The organism is Shewanella sp. WE21 (assembly GCF_002966515.1).
In the GTDB taxonomy this organism is placed as follows: Bacteria; Pseudomonadota; Gammaproteobacteria; order Enterobacterales; family Shewanellaceae; genus Shewanella; species Shewanella oncorhynchi.
The window spans coordinates 5,029,961-5,047,923 of sequence record NZ_CP023019.1 but is presented as its reverse complement, the minus strand read 5'-3'; the positions used below and the strand labels follow the sequence as shown (position 1 = coordinate 5,047,923).

Genomic DNA, 17,963 nt, shown 5'->3' with positions numbered 1-17,963 from the left:
TTTTTAAAAGAAGGAGAGTTCAGGCAGTATGCCACTTTAATCGAATGATTCGCTCAATTTGCGAGTATGGGTAAAAATAATGAGATTTTTTAATTTGTAGTGATGACATATCCACCTCAACAAGTACTGCAGAAAGCGAGAGTGGGATAAGTACGAGTAATATCGATGATGTATAAAACTTGGCCGTTGCAATAATCAGGATTGTGTTTGAAATGCTAAAAAAAAGCCCGCTTAAACTAAGCGGGCCGCAAAAATAATGCATTTGCAATCAACAAATTGAAGGAAGGAAGTCAAGCATAAGAACCAGAAAAGAAACTGAAGTGTTGGGAACACACCAGTTTAAAAGTTCTTTGTTTTCGATATCTGCAAGCAGTTATCTCCTGAAAACAAGTACATTCTATTGGGAAACCTGTTGTAAAACAAACGAGAAAAATTGCCCATAAACATTAGTAATTCTAATGGCTACAAAGGTGATTTATATCACTTAAGTCACTATTTACCTTGATTAATAACTTATAACTCACTATTAATGCATAATAATACACTTCAATAAGCTTATCCTTGCTGCTATTTTGTTAAATTCACGATACAGCTTAAAAAACTTCATATTAAGTTACGCCATTGCCATGATTTTTTTTGCTTGTATAGTACTTGCTGAAAAGGCCTTAAGCCCGAAACCATAAGAAGGACGACAACACGATGGCATTAAGATTTCGCCTTGCAAAGCAAGGTTTGTTAGTGGCCACATTGGGGATGGCACTCGGTGCCTGCCAAAGTGGCAATTCACCTGAGCAAAATTCGACTGAGCAGGCAAGCGCAACTAAACTCGTTTACCCTGTCACTGAAAAAGATGACCTCGTCGAAACCATTCATGGTGTTGCGGTGGCCGACCCTTATCGTCATCTGGAGGCCAATACACCTGAAACTGAAGAGTGGGTAAAAGAACAACAAGACTTTGGTCAAGCCTACCTCGCTAAGATCCCCAATAAACAAGCTGTGGTCGAACGTATTACAGAACTTTGGAATTACGAAAAAGTCTCTGCCCCGTTTGAAAACGGCGACAACCAATTTTACTACCGCAATAATGGCCTACAGGCGCAATCGGTTTTGTATGTTAAAGGTTTAGATGGTGTTGAAAAGCCTGTTCTTGACCCAAATAAACTGTCTGCGGATGGCACTGTTGCCTTATCCGGCGTTGCTGTGAGTAATGACGGTAAAATTTTAGCCTATGGTGTGTCAAATTCTGGCTCAGATTGGCAGCAATGGCAGTTCGTTGATATCGCAACTGGTAAGAAACTGGCCGATGAACTGAAATGGATTAAATTTTCTAGCGCAGTGTGGGATAAAGAAAATCAAGGTGTGTTCTACGCCCGTTATGATGCCCCAGCAGGTGGGGATGTCTTAGCTGATGTTAATTTTAACCAAAAAGTGTATTACCACAAATTAGGCACAGACCAACATCAAGATCTATTGATTTATGAGCGTCCACAGAATAAAGATTGGGGCTTTGGTATTGATGTCTCTGAGAAAGGTGAATACTTATTACTGTCGATTTCTCAAGGTACGGATAAGCGTAATCGTTTCTTCTATAAATCGTTATTTGAGCCTAAATCCCAAGTGGTGGAATTGATCCTCAAATTAGAAGCTGAATATGAGTTTCTCGGTAATGATGGTTCAGTGTTTTATTTCAAAACCGACTTAGAGGCGCCTAATGGTAAAGTGATTGCGATTGACACCCGCAATAGTGATAAATCGCAATGGCAAACGATTATTCCTGAGTCTAAAGATCCGATTAATAATGTCGCCATTATTAATGACCATTTAGTGGTGAGTTATTTACATGATGTGTTAGGTCAATTATCGATTTACAGTATGGGTGGTCAGAAGCGTCAAGATGTGGCATTGCCTGGTCTTGGCAATGTGGCAGGGCCTTTTGGTAAAGCCAGCAAAGATTATTTCTATTATGTGTTTAATAGTTATATTCAGCCTGAAACCACCTATAAGTTTGATTTTAAAACTGGTGGTTCAACTGTCATTGCTAAACCCAAAGTCTCGTTTAATCCCGATGACTATGTTTCTGAACAGGTTTTCTATAGCAGCAAAGACGGTACGCGTGTGCCTATGATGCTCTCCTATAAAAAGGGCTTAGTGAAAAACGGTCAAAATCCGACATTACTTTATGCCTATGGTGGTTTTGCCATTTCGATGACACCACGTTTTAGCCCTGCCAATATCGCTTGGTTAGACATGGGTGGCATTTATGCCGTGCCGAGTTTACGTGGCGGTGCTGAGTATGGCGAAAGCTGGCATCAAGCGGGGATGTTCGACAAAAAGCAAAATGTGTTTGATGACTATTTTGCTGCTGCTGAATATCTGGTAAGCGAAAAATACACCAACAGCTCTAAACTCGGTGCCTATGGCCGCAGTAATGGTGGTCTGTTGATGGGCGCTGCTGTGACTCAACGTCCTGAACTCTTTGCTGCCGTATTACCTGCGGTGGGCGTGTTGGATATGCTGCGTTTTCACAAGTTCACTATTGGTTGGGCTTGGACGAGTGAATACGGCAGTGCCGATAAAGCAGAGCAATTCCCTGCGCTATTGGCTTATTCGCCCTATCACAATGTAAAAGCGCAAGCTTATCCTGCGACTATGGTAATGACTGCGGATCATGATGATCGTGTTGTGCCATTACACAGTTTCAAGTTTGCGGCCATGCTGCAGGAGAAACAGCAGGGCAATAAACCTGTCATTATGCGTATCGAGTCAAATGCTGGTCATGGAGCGGGTAAGCCCACGGCGATGAAGATCGACGAATTTGCCGACATCTACAGTTTCTTGTGGCAGAGTTTTGGCTTAACCTTGCCACAAGCTATCGCAAAATAACTAACTATGTTAATAAAATGGGGTCGTTTGACCCCATTCTCTTTTACAATTGCCCCTATTCATCTGAAACCCGCGCTATTCCTATCTATATCTTCATCGGGTCATTCACAAGTCTTGTTTCCCTAGGTATAGTAAGCGTCAATTTTTCAACCAAAATTTGCTTATTTTCAAATGATGTTTCATTGGCCAATTTCAGTCTATTACGAAGACACCGACGCTGGTGGCGTTGTCTATCATTCGAACTACCTCAACTTTTTTGAGCGCGCGCGAACCGAGTGGTTAAAAGCCCTTGGCGTGAGTCAGACTGCGTTATTAGCCGACGACACTGCTTTTGTCGTAAAGCGTGCGGAACTAGATTTTCGCAAAGCAGCACGTTTTGAACAGAACCTTATTGTTGAAACTAAGGTCATAGAGTTGAAAAAGGCCTCGTTGATCTTTCATCAACGCTTGGTCGATAAACAGGGAGACTGTTATTGTGAAGGCACAGTGCTGGTTGTTTGTGTTGCGCTATCACGTATGCGTCCCCGAGCTATTCCCTTAAATATTGTGCAGGAGTTTGACAGTGCAAGCTGATATGTCGATTGTTGGGTTATTTTTACAAGCCAGTTTATTAGTGAAATTTGTTATGTTCACTTTACTTTGCTTGTCGGTGATGTCTTGGACGGTGATTTTACAACGCCGTAGCTTACTGACATCCGCAAAAAGTAAATCGGCGAAGTTTGAAGACAAATTTTGGTCAGGTGTTGATTTAAATCGTTTGTATAAAGAATTATCATCTCGTCCAGATAATAGCGGTTTAGAGTCATTATTTGTGACTGGCTTTAAGGAATATTCACGCCTGAATAAATTAAATAGCAAAGTGCCCGATGCCGTCATGGATGGTACATCGCGTGCTATGCGTGTGACCTTGTCTCGCGAAATGGAAAAGTTAGAAGCTAACTTACCGTTATTAGCAACGATTGGTTCGACTAGCCCTTATATCGGTTTATTTGGTACTGTATGGGGGATCATGAATTCTTTTATCGCTATTGGTTCGATGGAAAACGCCACCTTAGCTATGGTTGCCCCCGGTATTGCTGAAGCTTTGATTGCAACGGCTATGGGTTTATTTGCTGCAATTCCAGCGGTAATCGCCTACAACCGTTTCTCGACTCAAGTCGATAAATTAGAAATGGCTTACGCAAACTTTATGGAAGAGTTCTCCAGCATTTTGCATCGCCAAGCATACAGTGAGAAGGAAGGGGCATAATGCAACCAGCTTATCAGCGCAAACGTCGTCGCCCCGTTGCTGAAATCAACGTGGTGCCTTATATCGACGTCATGCTCGTGCTGTTAATTATTTTTATGGTAACAGCACCCATAGTGACCCAAGGGGTCAAAGTGGAGCTGCCTCAAGGGGCGGCAGAAGTGTTACCCAATGACAGTAAGCCGCCCATTGTTGCTTCAATCGATGGTGATGGTGATTACTTCCTCAATAAAGGCGGTTCAACGAATGTGCCTATGGATTTGGAAGAATTGGCAACGGAAGTGGCTGCACTTATCGTGACTGAACCTGAGCGTCCTGTTGTGGTTAAAGCCGATAGAAATATTCCTTACGATAAAGTGATTCAGTTGATGGTGACACTGCAGCAATCTGGCGTGCCATCAGTCGGTTTGATGACGGATTCACCCAAGGAGAAATAGGTGGCAGATAAGTCAGATGTAACATTACCTCTGTCAATTTCAGCGGGTATTCATATTGGCGTGATAATTATTCTGGCATTAGGAATAGATTTTTCTCACAAACCTGAGCCTATGCAACAAGTTAGCGCACCAGCAATCAAAGCGGTTATGGTTGATCAGCAAAAAGTGGCTAATCAAGTTGAGAAACTTAAGCAAGAAAAGCGTGATGCCGAACGCCGTGAGCAAGAACGTCAAGCCGAGCTTGAACGCAAAGCTCAAGAAGCGAAACAGGCACGCGAGCGCGAACAAGCTCAGATTAAACAGCTAGAGCAAGAACGTAAGCAGCAGGAAATTGAGATTCAAAAAGCCAATGAAGCGACCAAATTAGCCCAGGTGAAACAGCAGCAGGAAAAGGAAAAGGCGGTCAAAGCCGAAGCCGACCGTAAGCTGAAAGAGCAGGAGCGTAAGGTTGCTGAAGACGCCGCACAAAAAGCCGCTGAAAAACGCAAGGTTGAAGAAGCTGCTGCAGTGAAAGCTGAAACTGACCGTAAGCAAAAAGCAGATGCGGAAGCTAAAGCGGAGGCAGATGCCAAAGCTAAAGCAGATGCCAAAGCTAAAGCAGATGCCAAAGCTAAAGCGGATGCCAAAGCTAAAGCGGATGCTAAAGCTAAAGCGGATGCTAAAGCTAAAGCGGATGCTAAAGCTAAAGCAGATGCTAAAGCCCTTGCCGATCAAGAGCAGGAAATGGCTGATGCATTAGCGGCTGAGCAAGCGGCGCTGTCGCAAACCATGAATAAGCAGATGCAGAGTGAAGTCGGTAAGTATCAGGCAATGATAAAATCAACTATTCAACGTAATTTGGTAGTGGATGAATCTATGCGTGGAAAGACTTGTACTGTCTCTGTGCGTTTAGCGAATGATGGGTTTGTGATCAGCAGCCAAACAAAAGGTGGTGATCCCAACGTTTGTCGTGCAGCAAAAGCGGCGATTTTGAAAGCGGGCAAACTGCCTGTGTCTCCGGATCCTGCTGTTTATAACTTGATGAAAGAAATTAACTTAATCGTTGAACCAACGTTTAATTAAAGGAGCACCATGAAAATATTGGCAAAATGGTTAGCACTGGCAGTTCTGCTGTGCACCACCCCCGCGAAAGCGGCATTGGATATTGTGATCACAGAAGGTGTTGACGCAGCGCGTCCCATCGCTGTGATGCCTTTTGTATGGCAAGGTCCTGGCGCACCGCCACAAGCGATTGCTGATGTGGTGATGTCTGACTTAGCTCGTAGCGGTACCTTTAAACCTTTAGACGAGCTCGGACTACCTCAGCGCAATATTGGTGCTTTGGCTCAGTTTCAACCTAGTTCATGGTCTAGCGTTGGCGCAGAAGCTGTGGTGTTAGGTACTGTGAAACCTTACGGAACCGATCAGTATTTGGTGAGCTTTGATTTAATCGATTTAGTTAAAGCACAAAACCAAGCATTGAAAGGCTCAGTCAGCGCTACAGAATTTTTGATGGACAGTCGCCAAACTGTGATTTCAGCAGCGCAATTTCGTCAATATGGTCATAGAATTAGCGATATCGTCTATGAAAAGTTAACCGGTATTCGCGGTGCATTCTTAACGCGGATCTCCTATGTCGTGGTCAATCATACTCAAAAAGCACCTTATCAGTTGATGGTTGCGGACTATGATGGTTTTAACGAGCAAATGTTACTGCGCTCACCTGAGCCATTAATGTCACCCACTTGGTCGCCTGATGGACGTCGTTTGGCGTATGTTAGCTTTGAAAATAAAAAAGCAGAGATTTTCGTACAAGACCTTTATACCCAAGTGCGCACTAAAGTGAGCTCTTTCCCAGGTATTAATGGTGCGCCGGCTTTCTCTCCTGATGGTAAATCTTTGGCTGTGACGCTGTCTAAGGACGGTCAGCCTGAGATCTATGTTATCGATATTGCGACAAAAGCGATTAAGCGTATTACCAATCACTATGCTATCGATACTGAACCATCATGGTATCCTGATGGGAAGTCGTTGATTTTCACCTCTGAACGTGGTGGTAGACCGCAAATTTATCGCGTAGAGTTAAGTTCAGGTAAAGTGAGTCGTGAAACATTTGAAGGTGAATGGAACCTTGGTGGTTCAATTACGCCAGATGGACGTAGTATGATTTTTGTTAACCGTACTAACGGTAAGTTTAATATTGCGCGTATGGATTTAAATACGCGTTTTATGCAGGTGCTAACCTCTACACGCTTGGATGAATCCCCAAGTGTGGCGCCTAATGGTACTATGGTCATATATGGCACTACACACCAAGGTAAGCAAGTATTAGCAGCTGTTTCTACGGATGGACGCTTTAAAGCGAGATTACCCGTGGGTCAAGGCGAGGTGAAATCACCTTCTTGGTCTCCGTTTCTCTAATGTTATACCTTGATTTAATCACATTTAATTTTATAAGGAACACGTAATGGATCTGAATAAGTTGTTAAAAGCTATGTTGGTAGCACTTCCAATTATGGCTATTAGTGCATGTAGCTCAACTTCAGAATCAGAAACTGATGCAATGGGCTCAACAAACGGTTCAGGTAGCGAACTGAATGGTGGCATTCAAACTGGTGGTGTGGGTGCTATGTTGTCATCTGAAGAGCAGCAACGTCAGCAGTTAGAAGAGTTGAGAAAAGAGCACATCATTTACTTCGATTTCGACCGCAGTGAAGTTCAAACTGAATTCGCCGCTGTATTAGAAGCTCATGGTACTTACTTAGTTGAGCACCCAAGTGTGCGCGTACTGATTGAAGGTCATGCGGACGAGCGTGGCACTCCTGAGTACAACATTGCTCTGGGCGAACGTCGTGCTAAAGCCGTTGCTAAATACCTACAAGGTATGGGCGTACAGCCAAGCCAAATGAGCGTAGTCAGCTATGGCGAAGAAAAACCACTTGATTTTTCTCGCACTGATGAAGGTTTTGGCAAAAACCGTCGTGCAGTTTTAGTTTACTAAGATTGAATCTCGGAGAGTAACACAATGAAACGTGCCGTCTTAATTACGGCAATGTTCCTTGGTGCGGGCGCTGCGGTTGCAGCGCCTGCTCCTGTGGAAGATATTGCTGGTGGTTCGGGTGATGACAGACTTGCTCGTATCGAACGTATTGTAAAATCGAGACAACAAAGTGAGCTCGAGATGCAACGTCGTCTTGATACACTGCAGCAGGAAGTTCTCGATTTACGCGGTTTAACCGAACAACAGAATTATCAGATTGAGCAGATGCAAGAGCGTCAGCGTCAGTTATATGATGAGCTTGCTAATTTATCCTCAAAGGCATCTGCCGCACCTGCAGCTGCAGCGACATCAATCCCCTCTGTGGTATCGACCAATGCTGCCGCAAGTAGTTTAAGTGAAACTGCAAGTTATGAAAATGCCGTTAACTTAGTCTTAAAAGAGCGTAAGTATGACGATGCCATTCCTGCCTTCCGTGCTTTTATCAAACAATACCCAGACTCTGTGTATGCCGCGAATGCGAACTATTGGTTAGGACAGCTATTATTTAATAAGAGCGAATTTGCAGAAGCCAAACAAGCCTTCAAAACTGTGGTTGATCGTTTTAGCGATTCTAATAAACGTGGCGATAGTTTAGTGAAGCTTGGCATGATCGCCGAGAAAACCGGTGATAAAGCTGGTGCGATGCAATACTACCAACAAGTTGTCAAAGATTACGCAAACAGCGCCGCAGCACGCATTGCACAGCAGCAACTGGCTGCAATTAAAGCGTAATTAACTAAAAAACATACTCTTAGTCTGTTTTTCATGCAAACGACAAAAAATTGGGAATTTGCGCTTGCATGAGAAGATGAAAAAGGTATTATAGGCGCCCTCAGAGCGGCGAGGTCGTTCGGGGCGTGAAATACCAGTAAATGGGTCGTTAGCTCAGTCGGTAGAGCAGTTGGCTTTTAACCAATTGGTCGAAGGTTCGAATCCTTCACGACCCACCACTTACTCTAATGAATAGAATAAGTTAGTGGTATTTAGTGAGATAGTCAGTAGTACAATGGGTCGTTAGCTCAGTCGCTTTTTTATAAAGCTAGGGCAGTTGGCTTTTAACCAATCAGTCGAATGGTTCTAATCCTTAATGACACACCACTTTACTGAAAGTGCATAAATCAGCGCAACACCAGATGGGTCGTTAGCTCAGTCGGTAGAGCAGTTGGCTTTTAACCAATTGGTCGAAGGTTCGAATCCTTCACGACCCACCACTTATTATTCGCATTGTTGATGCCAAAATAAGTGAACATTTTTATCGTAATGCCTAGATGGGTCGTTAGCTCAGTCGGTAGAGCAGTTGGCTTTTAACCAATTGGTCGAAGGTTCGAATCCTTCACGACCCACCACTTTACTGAAAGTGTATAAATCAGCGCAACACCAGATGGGTCGTTAGCTCAGTCGCTTTTTTTATAAAGCCAGGGCAGTTGGCTTTTAACCAATCAGTCGAATGGTTCTAATCCTTAATGACACACCACTTTACTGAAAGTGCATAAATCAGCACAACACCAGATGGGTCGTTAGCTCAGTCGGTAGAGCAGTTGGCTTTTAACCAATTGGTCGAAGGTTCGAATCCTTCACGACCCACCACTTATTATTCGCATTGTTGATGCCAAAATAAGTGAACATTTTTATCGTAATACCTCGATGGGTCGTTAGCTCAGTCGGTAGAGCAGTTGGCTTTTAACCAATTGGTCGAAGGTTCGAATCCTTCACGACCCACCACTTATTATTCGCATTGTTGATGCCAAAATAAGTGAACATTTTTATCGTAATACCTCGATGGGTCGTTAGCTCAGTCGGTAGAGCAGTTGGCTTTTAACCAATTGGTCGAAGGTTCGAATCCTTCACGACCCACCACTTATTATTCGCATTGTTGATGCCAAAATAAGTGAACATTTTTATCGTAATACCTCGATGGGTCGTTAGCTCAGTCGGTAGAGCAGTTGGCTTTTAACCAATTGGTCGAAGGTTCGAATCCTTCACGACCCACCACTTATTTTTTCAGCTGTATCTCTCTCGAATTTCCACCTGAATGTCCCTCGTTAAACTCCAATACTGAGTACCGAATTTAATACCTTCGTTTTACTTATTCCACTGCAAATATTTTTCTAACATAATTATTGGCATTAGCAAGTTCGACTAATGCAGCATCTTTAAAAAGAAACGTATCTTGAGTCTGGCGATTATATTAAAGCTGACATTATGTGCAGTGATGATGACAATGGTGCGATGGATTCAAGGGGGGGGGCTTTCTAGGTAGTTTTATGTACCGAGCACTATCTTATGGAAAGCTCTAATCCCACAGGGTTGTGATAAAGACTAAAAAGGAGACCTTAGGTCTCCTTTTGCATTAAGCGGATTACATATCTATAGCGCTTAATCTAACAGATTGTTTTCACGAACATATTGCTCGAAATCTGTGCAGCCACCTATGTGCTTCTCATCGACAAAAATCTGCGGTACTGTTTCAACTGGCTTACCGACAGTTTTTTCTAAATCTGCTTTAGAGATGCCTTCTGCATGGATATCGACATATCTGAACTTAAAGTCATCACGTTTTTCAACGAGTTGCTCAGATAATTGCACAGCACGAACGCAATAAGGACAGCCTGGACGGCCAAAAATAACAACGAACATAATAGCTCCTTAGGATTACTTTAGTCGTTTTATACCATAGGCCTAAGTGAATTGATAATGTCAGCCGCGTTTATTTTCAGTTTGATAGCGACCTTGATAATCAAAATAGCTTTCGAGCAGATCCCAGCCTTTTTTATGTTTCTTCAGCAGCAAGAGATCGGGCATGCGGAATTTATCCGCGTCGCTGATTAACTCTGTCACCTTAGTGTATTTTTTCGGTTTTAATCCCGGTGTACGGCTATGGGGAAAGATGAATAAGGCATATAGGGCTCGCCACTGGGCCGGCGTTTGTAATTTAAAGCGGCGATTGAATTCATTACCGTCGATATCGAGGTACTGCACTTTCAGATTGCCGTCATCGTCGATGAGGCTCATATGCTGGCAGCGGAATAAATGATGGTGCTGCTGGCTGAGCACTTGGCGTAGGCGTTTATCGGGATCGATGAGGGTTGATTGGCAGTGCTGGCAAATGCGCGCGGCGATATCATTCTCTTCGCCGCAATCAGGGCAAGATTTAGATCTAAATCGAAAGTCGCACTGCAGCTTTTTACCTTGCTGTTTGACTATGCCCTGACAGCGGCGACCAAAGTGTTCGATAATGTCGCCATCGTCGTCTGTGAGTCCCCAGAATATATTGGCAAAATCGCATATTGGGCAATGCACTTGCACGGGTACCGATTTACTGTTGGGTTTCACTTGGCCGACCTCGGGAAAATACAAGTCATAACCATTTGCAGCATAGTCGATGATAAGACAATCTTTTTTGCCTTCAGCGATTCGTAATCCACGGCCGATCATTTGTTGAAATAGACTGACTGACGCGGTAGGGCGCAAAATTGCAATCAAATCCACATGGGGCGCGTCGAAGCCTGTCGTCAACACAGCCACGTTGACTAAAAACTTAAGCTCTTGGGCTTTAAAGCGTTCAATCGTCGCGTCACGTTCATTGTCGTGCGTTTGTGCCGTGATAATGGCGCTCTGCGCAGCGTGAGCTTGGTTGAGTATGTTAAAAATCTCATTGGCGTGACGTACCGTTGCCGCAAAAATGATAATACCTTTTCTATGTTGGCTCAGTTCAATGAGTTGTTTCACAATCGCAGTGGTCGCGCGGCCGTAATGTCCCAGTAAATCGTTAACCTCGGCTTCGGCATATTCGCCATTCTCGTTTGCTTTAAGTTGGCTGAAGTCGTACTGGGCACTTAGGCCATCAAACAGGGTTGGCGCTGTGAGGTAACCTTGTTTAATGAGCGGCCTTATGGGCAGCTCGAACACACAATGTTCGAACACGGCATGTTCGGGAGACCCCACTTTGCCGTGATAGTGTTGCTGATAAATCCAGCCAGTGCCAAGGCGATAGGGGGTGGCGGTGAGACCGAGCAATCTTAATTGGGGATTTTTCGTGCGTAAATGGTTGAGTACTTGCTGATATTGGCTGGTTTTTTCTAGGCTGACTCTGTGGCATTCATCAATAATGACTAACGAGAACGGCTGATCGAACTGCGTTAATCCCCGCGCTGCCGATTGAATACTGGCAACGACGGTTTTTCCGTCGGTGGCTTTTTGATTGAGTCCCGCCGCATAAATACTGGCTTCGGTTGTCAGTAAACCGACTTTCTCTGCATTTTGTGCAACTAATTCTTTCACATGGGTGAGCACTAATACTCTGCCTTTGGCGATGCGTGCCAGCTCGGCGATCACTATGCTTTTGCCCGCGCCTGTGGGTAATACGAGTACGGCGGAAGCTTGGCTTTGCCTAAAATGGGCGATGGCGGCATTAACCGCTTGTTGTTGATAGTCTCTGAGTTTGACTGACACGCTGATAAAAAATCTATGCTGAATAAAAGTGAGGCTGCAAGCTTAACATAACAGGCAAAAAAAATGCCCCTGGTTGGAGGGGCAAGCTAGAGAAAGGAGCAATCACACACACTCTCTCAACAGGGTTCACTTTTAACCTGAGGTTTAAAAAGGGAGGTTCAGGTTACACTTAGCCTATTGGGCATAGACTAAGCGTTGTGGATGTTGTTCGTCACTCGGATATTACTCAGTACGATTCAAGCGTGATTCAATCAAGGTCTCGATCACAGCTGGATCGGCCAAGGTTGATGCATCCCCTAAGTTGGTCACTTCGTTAGCGGCAATCTTACGCAGGAAGCGGCGCATGATCTTGCCCGAACGTGTTTTAGGTAAGCCCGTCGCCCATTGGATGAGATCTGGGGTTGCCAGCGCACCAATTTCTTTACGAACCCATTGACGCAGCTCTTGACGTAGCTCTTCGGTTTCTTCAGTACCACGGGTTAGCGTGACGTACGCATAAATACCTTGGCCTTTAATATCGTGTGGGTAGCCAACTACCGCAGCTTCTGCAACCAGTTCGTGTGATACCAGCGCACTTTCAACCTCTGCTGTACCTAATCTGTGGCCGGATACGTTGATCACGTCATCGACGCGGCCAGTGATCCAGTAGTAACCATCTTCATCGCGGCGTGCACCGTCACCGGTAAAATACATGCCGCGGAAGGTTTTAAAGTAGGTCAGTACAAATCGTTCGTGGTCGCCATACACAGTACGCATTTGGCCCGGCCAAGAATCGAGTAATACTAAGTTACCTTCGTTCTCACCTTCTAAAATATTCCCCATGTTATCCACTAAGGCGGGTTGAACGCCAAAGAACGGACGGGTCGCTGAGCCAGGTTTAGTATCGGTAGCCCCTGGCAGTGGCGTGATCAAAATACCGCCCGTTTCAGTTTGCCACCAAGTATCGACGATAGGGCAATTTTCATGACCTATGACCTCATGGTACCAACGCCACGCTTCTGGGTTGATAGGTTCACCTACCGAGCCCATGATCCTCAAGCTGCTACCATCGAACTTATCGAAGTGTTGCTTACCTTCTGCCATCAATGCGCGAATTAAGGTTGGCGCTGTATATAGAATGTTCACTTTATGGCGGTCAATCATTTCGCCTAAACGGGCAGGGCTTGGATGATTCGGCACACCTTCATGGATAAGCACAGTCGCACCATTGGCGAGCGGGCCGTAAACCATGTAAGAGTGGCCAGTGATCCAACCCACATCCGCGGTACACCAGTACACTTCACCCGCTTTGTAGTCGAACACATATTCATGGGTCATAGACGCATAAACCATGTAGCCGCCAGTGGTGTGCAATACGCCCTTGGGATTACCGGTTGAACCTGAGGTATAAAGCAAGAATAACGGTGCTTCGGCGTCCATTTCTTCTGGCTGGCAGTGCTCTGATGCGGTTTCCATCAGTGAATGCCACCACACATCACGGCTTTCTACCCAATCTACTTTGCCACCCGTGCGTTTAAGTACGATGACTTTTTCAACCGTAGTGACATCAGGGTGCTTTAAGGCATCATCTATGTTGCGCTTCAATGGAATAGCACGGCCACCGCGCATACCTTCATCGGAGGTAATGATGACTTTTGATTTGCCGTCAATTACGCGAGAGGCGATTGAATCCGGTGAGAAACCACCGAAGACCACAGAGTGCACAGCACCGATACGGGCACAGGCAAGCATAGCGACTGCGGCTTCTGGCACCATAGGCATGTAAATTGTGACTATATCCCCGCGGCGCACGCCTTGGCTGCGCAATGCGTTGGCAAACTTACACACATCTGCATGTAATTCACCGTAGGTGATTTTGCGTTGTTCGCTGGCATTGTCGCCTTCCCAAATAATCGCCACGCGATCACTGTGCTCGGCTAAGTGACGGTCTAAACAGTTGGCTGAAGCATTCAGGGTGCCATCGTAAAACCAATTGATCGATAAGTTATGGTCATCAAAAGAGGTTTTTTTAATTTTGGTATAGGGTTTAATCCAATCAATACGCTTGCCGTGTTCTCTCCAGAAACCTTCAGGATTGACAATCGACTCTTGGTACATTGTTTTATATTTATCGTTGTTTACAAGTGCATTGGCAGCGATATTGCCGGAGACTTTGTAGAGAGACTGCGAGCTCATAGGGCTTCCCTTTTGAAAAATTGCGTGGACTGAGTATGGTATGCAAGGGGGCGGCAACTCCATTAGACCTTGGTCTAGTGTTAAATTTTCCTTTATATTTAGTCTGTTGCATTAAAAATCCGGCTAGATTTTAGACAGGTTTTATCGCACAATAATCAGAAAAAAGAGCAAAGTATGAATTTAACCTTAGTCGTTGCTGTTATTGCCGTCTGTTATGTCTCGCTTTTATTCCTATTGGCTTGGGGGGCGGAGCGTTGGTTTACTCAGATCACTAAAAAGCTTCAGGTCGTTATCTATGGTCTGAGCTTAGCGGTTTATTGCTCCTCGTGGAGTTTTTTAGGCACAGTTGGGCAATCGGCTAAGGATTTTTGGTCTTTCTTACCGATTTTTATCGGCCCTATTCTGATTTTTACTTTAGGTTTTGGCATGTTACGCAAGATGGTATTAGTGTCTAAGGCGCAAAATATCACTTCCGTGGCCGACTTTATTGCCGCCCGTTATGGCAAATCTCAAACCTTAGCCGCCTTAGTCACCTTAATTGCCTTGTTTGGCATCATGCCCTATATCGCCCTGCAGCTTAAGGCGATGGTGTTCAGTCTTAATTTGTTTCAACCCGCTGACGATCCCCTCGATGGCGTGACGATTCCGTTACTGATCACTTCGCTGTTAGCCATATTTGCCATTTTATTTGGTACTCGCAAACTCGATGCGACCGAGCATAATCCCGGCATGATGCTCGCGATTGCCTTTGAGTCTCTGGTGAAACTTGCCGCATTTTTGTTGGTCGGCATCGTCATCAGTTTCGGAGTGTTCGATGGTTTTGGGGATATTTGGCAGCAGGCCAATGCGCAGTCACTAATTAATTATCCCAATCCACGTATTGAAGCTTTAATGCCTGAGTTACTCGTCGGAATGGCGGCCTTTTTATGTATGCCAAGGCAGTTCCATGTAATGGTGGTGGAATGCGCCGATGAGTCCGTGTTGTCAAAAGGGCGTTGGCTGTTTCCCATTTATTTAGCACTTTTCGGTTTATTCGTTGGACCGCTCGCCTTGGCTGGGAAGCTCATCCTCGGCGATTCAGTGTCGGCCGATACCTATGTGATTAATTTACCGCTGGCGTTAGATCAACCCTTGTTGGCTGTTATTGCTTTGCTGGGCACCTTATCTGCGGCAACGGGTATGGTCATTGTTGCTGTAGTGACTATCAGTGTGATGGTAAGTAATGAATGGCTGGTGCCAGTGATGCTGCGCACGGGCCATATCCGCGAGAAAAACTTCAGTCAGTTCTCGCACCTGTTACTTAATGCCCGCCGCTTGGCGATCGTGATTATTCTGGGCTTAGGCTATGGCAGCTATTTGGCATTATCGGACAGTGATTCCTTGTCCCATTTAGGCATGTTGTCTTTTGGGGCTTTTGCCCAACTCGCGCCAGCTTTAGTCGGTGGACTCTATTGGAAACACGGCAATCGTGCTGGGGTATTTTTAGGACTCGGCGTGGGCTTTACCCTGTGGTTCTACATCATGTTGCAGGGCATGACAGATGTGCAAAGTTCATCGGCGTTCTTGTCTAGTGTCGCGAGCGAGAAAGGCCTGCTAGATGCGATAACGCCCAATGTGCGTGATGCGCTGACGGCTCTTTTTGCCAATATCGCCTGTTATATTTTGGGTTCTATTTGGTTTAGAGCCGGTGTGGCTGAGCGTATTCAGGCCAGTGCTTTTGTGAGCCCTGGCAAATTGAAAAACAGCGCTAATAAGAAAAATGGTCCGATTTCACAGCAAGATTTACTGATACTGGCGAGTCGCTTCGTTAGCCCAACACGCGCCTACGAGAGCTTTAGCCGTTTCTCGATTGATGCGGTAAAAAGTGATAGTTGGCATAAAGCGGCGCCGCCGGAGTTGATTTCCCACACTGAACGTTTATTGGCGGGCGTACTCGGCGCTTCAAGCGCAGCGCTAGTGATGGATTCCGTGCTGCAAGGGCGCGATTTAGCGCTGGATGAAGTCTTTAGTCTGGTCGATGAAGCTTCATCGAAAATCATGCTCAGCCAAGACATGTTGCGCGGCGCGATTGAACACGCCTATGAAGGCATGAGTGTTATCGATAACGATCTCAATCTTGTGGCATGGAATTACAAATATGTGGAGCTGTATCAATATCCCGATGGATTTTTGCAGCAGGGCATGCCGATCAGTGAAGTGATCCGCTTTAATGCGGCGCGGGGTTATTGTGGTGAAGGTGAAATAGAACAGCAGGTTGAGCAGCGGGTGCAGCACATGCGTAATGGCACGCCGCACACTTCTGAGCGCCATCGCAGGGACGGTAAAGTGATAAAAATTCAGGGAAATCCTATGCCAGATGGCGGCTTTGTGATGACCTTTACCGACATTACTCAGTATCGCGAACAGGAGCGCGCGCTGCTTGAGGCCAATGAAACCTTAGAGAGCCGTGTTAACGAACGTACCTATGAATTGGCTATGTTAAACAGTGAGTTACTGGAGGCTAAAGCGCAAGAAGAAATCGCCAACGCTTCTAAGAGTCGCTTCTTGGCCGCCGTTGGTCATGATTTAATGCAGCCACTTAATGCTGCGCGACTATTCACTGCGTCGTTATCTCAGTATCCCAATCTAGATCGTGAGGCCAGAACCACCTTATCCCATGTGAATAGCTCGCTAAAAATTGCCGGCGAGTTGCTCACCGATCTGCTGGATATTTCTAAACTCGATTCTGGCATGGTGGATGTTAATCGCCGTGACTTTGCGATTTCAGAACTGATCAATGGCTTATCCGTTGAATTTGAAGCGATGGCGGCAGATAACCAAATTCGTTTTAAGATGGTCCCATGCAGCGCAACCGTTAATTCTGATCCTTCGTTACTGCGCAGAGTATTACAAAACTTTTTAACCAATGCCTACCGTTATGCTCGCGGTGGCAGAGTCTTGTTTGGTTGTCGCCATCGTGGTCATTACCTTGAGATCCAAGTGTTAGACACAGGCTGTGGTATCGATGAAAAAGAAACCCAAGAAATTTTCAAAGAATTTAAGCGGTTGAATAATCCTAAGAGCAACAATGTTAGCGGCTTGGGCTTAGGTCTGGCGATTGCTGATCGCATTAGTAAAGTGTTAGAACACGGTATTCAGGTTTCATCCCATTTAGGGCGCGGCTCGGTCTTCTCCATTTGTGTACCGCTTGGAGAAACTGTGCGTCAGCCACAAGTGAAAGCGTTACCGTCGCTGCTGCAGCCGTTATCGGGTATCAAAGTGTTGTGTATCGACAACGAAGAGGCCATTTTAGCTGGATTAGAAAGCTTATTAAGCCGCTGGCAGTGTGAGGTTATCTGTGCAAAAGATTTATCCGATGCACGCATTAAACTAGGACTGAAAGGCGTCGCGCCTGATATTGTGCTCGCGGATTACCATTTAGATGATGGCCAAAATGGCGTCGATGCGATGGACGGTATTCGCGCGCTTTATGGACAAGATTTACCCGGTATTTTGATCACCGCTAATACCCGCAAAGAGTTGGTGGAAGATGTGCAACGCCGCGGCTATCACTATATGGCGAAAATGATAAAACCTGCCGCGCTACGTGCCTTGATTTCTAGCTTGGTAAAATAAGCTTGGTATACGTGTTCGGTAACATGAGTTTAGTGACGTCGGCACGTTTAACAAAATGCCAAGATAATCGCGTAATTTTTTATGCGGCTTATCTTGGCTAAACGGTTTGACACAGGTTTGTGGGTGTAACTAAATA

12 protein-coding genes and 9 tRNA genes are annotated in these 17,963 nt (G+C 45.3%); 18 read left to right on the top strand and 3 right to left on the bottom strand.

The features are described 5' to 3' along the window. The first annotated feature begins 699 nt into the window (after window positions 1-699). From CKQ84_RS22700 to CKQ84_RS22625, 17 genes are all read left to right on the top strand, one after another. Complete coding sequence (locus tag CKQ84_RS22700) at window positions 700-2,883, top strand: prolyl oligopeptidase family protein (RefSeq protein ID WP_105252847.1); 2,184 nt, start codon at window positions 700-702, stop codon at window positions 2,881-2,883. A gap of 171 nt (window positions 2,884-3,054) precedes the next feature. Then, window positions 3,055-3,456, top strand: coding sequence for a tol-pal system-associated acyl-CoA thioesterase (ybgC, locus tag CKQ84_RS22695; RefSeq protein ID WP_006081251.1), 402 nt, complete (start codon window positions 3,055-3,057; stop codon window positions 3,454-3,456). Continuing rightward, on the top strand, window positions 3,446-4,132 hold the full coding sequence (gene tolQ / locus CKQ84_RS22690; RefSeq protein WP_028760350.1) for a protein TolQ: 687 nt from the start codon (window positions 3,446-3,448) through the stop codon (window positions 4,130-4,132). Before ybgC ends, tolQ begins: the two co-directional genes overlap by 11 nt. After that, on the top strand, window positions 4,132-4,566 hold the full coding sequence (gene tolR, locus CKQ84_RS22685) for a protein TolR (protein WP_028760349.1): 435 nt from the start codon (window positions 4,132-4,134) through the stop codon (window positions 4,564-4,566). The genes tolQ and tolR overlap by 1 nt, the downstream gene beginning before the upstream one ends. Continuing rightward, window positions 4,567-5,628 carry a cell envelope integrity protein TolA gene (gene tolA, locus CKQ84_RS22680; protein ID WP_105252846.1) on the top strand — a complete coding sequence of 354 codons (1,062 nt, stop codon included), beginning with the start codon at window positions 4,567-4,569 and terminating at the stop codon, window positions 5,626-5,628. Between the two features lie 9 nt (window positions 5,629-5,637). Continuing rightward, on the top strand, window positions 5,638-6,966 hold the full coding sequence (gene tolB / locus CKQ84_RS22675; protein ID WP_028760347.1) for a Tol-Pal system beta propeller repeat protein TolB: 1,329 nt from the start codon (window positions 5,638-5,640) through the stop codon (window positions 6,964-6,966). A 46-nt stretch (window positions 6,967-7,012) separates the two neighbouring features. After that, window positions 7,013-7,546, top strand: a complete 534-nt coding sequence (gene pal / locus CKQ84_RS22670) for a peptidoglycan-associated lipoprotein Pal (protein WP_028760346.1) — start codon at window positions 7,013-7,015, stop codon at window positions 7,544-7,546. Between the two features lie 24 nt (window positions 7,547-7,570). After that, window positions 7,571-8,317: a tol-pal system protein YbgF gene (ybgF, locus tag CKQ84_RS22665; RefSeq protein ID WP_028760345.1), complete on the top strand. Its 747-nt coding sequence runs from the start codon at window positions 7,571-7,573 to the stop codon at window positions 8,315-8,317. Between the two features lie 142 nt (window positions 8,318-8,459). Next, window positions 8,460-8,535: transfer RNA gene (locus CKQ84_RS22660), tRNA-Lys, on the top strand. Window positions 8,536-8,593: 58 nt separating this feature from the next. Then, window positions 8,594-8,683 (top strand) — tRNA-Lys (locus CKQ84_RS22655). A 37-nt stretch (window positions 8,684-8,720) separates the two neighbouring features. Continuing rightward, a tRNA-Lys gene (locus tag CKQ84_RS22650) sits at window positions 8,721-8,796 on the top strand. Window positions 8,797-8,855: 59 nt separating this feature from the next. Further along, window positions 8,856-8,931: transfer RNA gene (locus CKQ84_RS22645), tRNA-Lys, on the top strand. Between the two features lie 37 nt (window positions 8,932-8,968). Further along, window positions 8,969-9,059, top strand: a tRNA-Lys gene (locus tag CKQ84_RS23830). 37 nt (window positions 9,060-9,096) lie between these two features. Next, window positions 9,097-9,172 (top strand) — tRNA-Lys (locus CKQ84_RS22640). Between the two features lie 59 nt (window positions 9,173-9,231). Next, window positions 9,232-9,307: transfer RNA gene (locus tag CKQ84_RS22635), tRNA-Lys, on the top strand. Window positions 9,308-9,366: 59 nt separating this feature from the next. Next, window positions 9,367-9,442: transfer RNA gene (locus CKQ84_RS22630), tRNA-Lys, on the top strand. Between the two features lie 59 nt (window positions 9,443-9,501). Then, window positions 9,502-9,577, top strand: a tRNA-Lys gene (locus CKQ84_RS22625). Window positions 9,578-9,961: 384 nt separating this feature from the next. Here the strand turns inward: CKQ84_RS22625 and CKQ84_RS22620 are convergent. The 3 genes from CKQ84_RS22620 to acs form a co-directional block, all read right to left on the bottom strand. Next, window positions 9,962-10,222, bottom strand: a complete 261-nt coding sequence (locus CKQ84_RS22620) for a GrxA family glutaredoxin (protein WP_028760344.1) — start codon at window positions 10,220-10,222, stop codon at window positions 9,962-9,964. 60 nt (window positions 10,223-10,282) lie between these two features. Next, window positions 10,283-12,037, bottom strand: a complete 1,755-nt coding sequence (locus tag CKQ84_RS22615; RefSeq protein WP_105252845.1) for a DEAD/DEAH box helicase — start codon at window positions 12,035-12,037, stop codon at window positions 10,283-10,285. Between the two features lie 222 nt (window positions 12,038-12,259). Continuing rightward, on the bottom strand, window positions 12,260-14,212 hold the full coding sequence (gene acs / locus CKQ84_RS22610; RefSeq protein ID WP_105252844.1) for an acetate--CoA ligase: 1,953 nt from the start codon (window positions 14,210-14,212) through the stop codon (window positions 12,260-12,262). A gap of 174 nt (window positions 14,213-14,386) precedes the next feature. On the opposite strand from acs, the gene CKQ84_RS22605 reads away from it, so the two are divergent. Then, on the top strand, window positions 14,387-17,827 hold the full coding sequence (locus CKQ84_RS22605) for a PAS domain-containing hybrid sensor histidine kinase/response regulator (protein WP_105252843.1): 3,441 nt from the start codon (window positions 14,387-14,389) through the stop codon (window positions 17,825-17,827). The last annotated feature ends 136 nt before the right edge of the window (window positions 17,828-17,963 follow it).